Annotated in this window: 2 protein-coding genes; one reads left to right on the top strand and one right to left on the bottom strand. The window is 57.9% G+C overall.

The window, feature by feature from the left end; translation table 11 throughout:
• A partial coding sequence (locus tag GOB83_RS14530; protein WP_165926615.1) for a DEAD/DEAH box helicase family protein occupies positions 1–2,710 on the top strand: 2,710 nt, incomplete at its 5' end.
• A 668-nt stretch (positions 2,711–3,378) separates the two neighbouring features.
• Here the strand turns inward: GOB83_RS14530 and GOB83_RS14850 are convergent.
• On the bottom strand, positions 3,379–3,608 hold a 230-nt coding region (locus GOB83_RS14850), incomplete at its 5' end, for a hypothetical protein (RefSeq protein WP_206752421.1).

Below are 3,608 nucleotides of genomic sequence, written 5' to 3'. Positions count from 1 at the left end.
GGCGTTCCAGAACTGGGTCTGGCAGGATGCCGAGCGCGCTGACCGGCTGGTGCGGCTGTATAACGACACCTACAACAATCTCGTGCCGCGCACATTCAACGGTGATCATCTCCGGCTGCCCGGTGCAAGCACGGTCATCACCCTGCGCGAACACCAGAAGCGGGTGATCTGGCGGATCATTGCCGCGGGCAGCACCTACATCGCCCATGCCGTGGGGGCGGGTAAAACCTTCTCCATGTGCGCCGCCGTCATGGAGCAGAAGCGGCTGGGGCTGATCAGCAAGGCGATGATCGTGGTACCTGGGCATTGTCTGGCCCAGATGGCCCGTGAATTCCTGATGCTCTACCCGACAGCCAAAATCCTTGTCGCGGATGAGACGAATTTTGCAAAAGCCAAACGTCAGCGGTTTCTGGCCCGCGCAGCCACCGGGAACTGGGATGCGATCATCATCACCCATGACGCCTTCAAATTCATCGCGGTGGAGGCCGCCTTTGAGCGCGGGATGATCGACGAGCAGATCGAGGCCTATGACACGCTGCTCTGCGAAATGGATAAAGACGACCGGCTGTCGCGCAAGCGCATCGAGCACATGAAGGAAACCATGGAGGCGAAGCTCGAAGGGCTGGCGACCCACAAGGATGACATGCTGCATCTGGGGGAACTGGGGATTGATCAGATCCTCGTGGACGAGGCACAGCAGTTCCGCAAACTGAGCTTAGCCACCAATCAGGGCGATCTCAAGGGGGTGGCCCCAGAAGGCTCGCAACGCGCGTGGGATCTGTTCGTCAAGGCCCGGTATCTGGAGCAGATCAATCCCGGTCGCGCGCTGGTGCTGGCATCAGGCAGCCCGATCACCAACACACTGGGCGAGCTGTATTCGGTCCAGCGCTACATGGCTCTTGATGCCCTGCGTAGTCGTGGGCTGCATGAGTTTGACGCATGGGCCGCCAATTTCGGAGAGACCCGGACCGAACTCGAATTGCAACCCAGTGGCCTCTACAAGCCCGTCACGCGCTTTACCGAGTTCGTCAATGTCGCCGACCTCATGGCGCTCTATCGTGACTTCGCCGATGTGGTCCAGCAGGACGATCTGCGCCGCTATGTCAATTTGCCAGCCGTGCGCGGTGGGCACCGCCAGATTGTGGTGGCACCAGTTCATGCCCGCTTCCGTGCCTATCAGAAGACGCTGGCCGAGCGGATCACCGCGATCGAACGTCGCAAGGGCAAACCCCAGAAAGGGGATGACATCCTGCTTTCCGTCATGGGGGACGCCCGTCATGCGGCTCTTGATCTGCGCTTTGTCGGCTGGGGCCGGGCAGGGGAGGGGGAGGACAGCAAGCTCGATCTGATGATCCGCAACGTCTTCTCCATCTGGGAAGAGAGTGCCCAGAACCGGTACACCAATCCCGAGACTGGCCAGCCCTACGCCCAGCCCGGTGCGGTGCAGATGATTTTCTCCGATCTGGGCACCGTGGGGGCACAGGGCAAGCGGGGCTTCTCCGCCTATCTGTGGATGCGTGACGAGCTGGTGCGCATGGGGGTGCCGCGCGAGCAGATCGCCTTCATGCAGGACTACAAGAAGGCGGAAGCCAAGCAGCGTCTGTTCGGCGACCTCAATGCCGGACGCAAGCGTATCCTGATTGGCAGCACCCAGACCATGGGCACGGGGGTCAATGCCCAGCAGCGGCTTCTGGCTCTACACCATCTGGATGTGCCGTGGCTGGTCTCCGACATCATCCAGCGCGAAGGGCGCATCGAGCGACAGGGCAACCAGAACCCCGAAATACGGATTTACGCCTATGCGCAGGAAGGGTCTGTGGACGCCACCAACTGGCAGCTCCTCGAACGCAAGCTGCGCTTCATCGCCATGGCCATGTCTGGTGATCGGTCCATCCGGCGTGTGGAAGATCTGGATAGCGATGGCAACCAGTTCGCCATGGCCAAGGCGCTGGCCTCTGGGGATATGCGGCTCATGCAGAAAGCCGGTCTGGAGGCGGAGCTCGCACGGCTCGAACGCCTCTATGCGGCCCATTACGATGACCAGTTCGCCGTGCGTCGTGCTGTCCAGCAGGCTGAGCGCGAGATCGCATGGGCGCAGGCACGGATCCCGCTGATCGAGGCTGATCTGGCGGCCCGTGTAGCCACGCGTGGTGAGTCCTTCAGTTTTGAGACCGAACGCGGTGTGGTCACCGAGCGTGAGAAGGCGGGGGCGTTCCTGCTGGCCCAGCTCCGTCTGGCGGTCAGGAACGGGCAGGAAGGTCGGTGGACGCTGGGGCGGATTGGCGGGTTTGTCGTGACGCTGGATGCGGTCAACCGTCAGCGTTTCACCGAGGACAAGGTGGTGACCGACGCGGGACTGTCTGTGGCTTTCGCGCATGGAACGGTGGACATTACCGTGGATCAGGACACGAAACCTCTGGGACTGGTCGCACGCATCGAAAACCTCGTGCTGCGTCTTGATGGGGAACTGGCCGACGCCCAGAAAACCCGTGATGAGGCCGCACGACGGCTGCCCGCCTATCAGGCCAGACTGGGTGTGCCGTTCCGTGATCAGGCGCTGCTCGATGAGAAGCGGAACGCTCTGGCCGAGCTGGAGGCCGATCTTGCCGCCACCAGCAGGGAAGGGGAGGAGGAGGCTCCGGCCAACGATGATATTCCCCCCATAACAGAGGAGGACGATGCCCCCAACGCGCTCAGGGACGCAGCCTGAGCCACACGAGCCGTCCGGGGTCACAACGTCGGGCGGCATTCTGGAAACAGATGTGGATCACAAGCCCTCAAAGGAGCCGGGGGTGAACTGGATAGAATGTGTCAGACCCAAACATTCGAAAAATGGCAATTGGTCGGCTATAAAGTTTGCACTAAGTATAATTTTTCGTTCGGCGTCCTGGGAAAAGAAGGTGGAGTCATAGAGTGGAAAAAACATACAAAAGAGACAAAAAATGCACATAATTGCGATGGTTTTTTTCTTTGCTCTTTGGCTGTATATTCAATCCAGAATGGGCAGAGCGGGTATAAACCCCATTTCACGTAGCCAAATGCGTTACCTTAAGAAAAAAGCCCGAAACCTAAATATGGATATTGATAGCGTCCCATATAACCCACGAAATATAACTATAACTCAACCTGAAAAAGATGGGATAACAGAGGGTCAAAAAAAGCTCGTATTCTATGTGCGAGTATTGTCTTTTATTTTGTGGTCTATATTAATTTTAATCTTTTTAAGTAGATTCAAATACACAAAAGATCACATCCCCTATTTATGGTTTTAGAAAAGATATTTTCCTCGTTAATAGGGCAGGCCAGAAAGACACCCGAAGTGAAGATGATTGAATCGGCAAGACATGGCTATTCCATGAGCGGCTGTTTTCAACAGAATTAGACGTAAGCAGACATAACCGAAACATAAAAAGGCAAGAACGGCTGCCACAGCTTGGGCGGGCGCGCAAGCGCCAGGCAGTGCGCGCCTGACGGCGCGGCCTTGCCCGCCCGCCCAAGCTGCGACCGCGCGGAAAACATCAGGAGATTGAAAAAAGAGCAGATCAGCTCAGACGCAATCGCCTGCCAGTTTTCCCCATGATCAGGAGCCTCTCCATGGAACTGCGCGT

The sequence above is a fragment of the Acetobacter fabarum genome (assembly GCF_011516925.1).
Taxonomy (GTDB): Bacteria; Pseudomonadota; Alphaproteobacteria; order Acetobacterales; family Acetobacteraceae; genus Acetobacter; species Acetobacter fabarum.
This window is presented reverse-complemented; position numbering and strand designations above follow the sequence as displayed.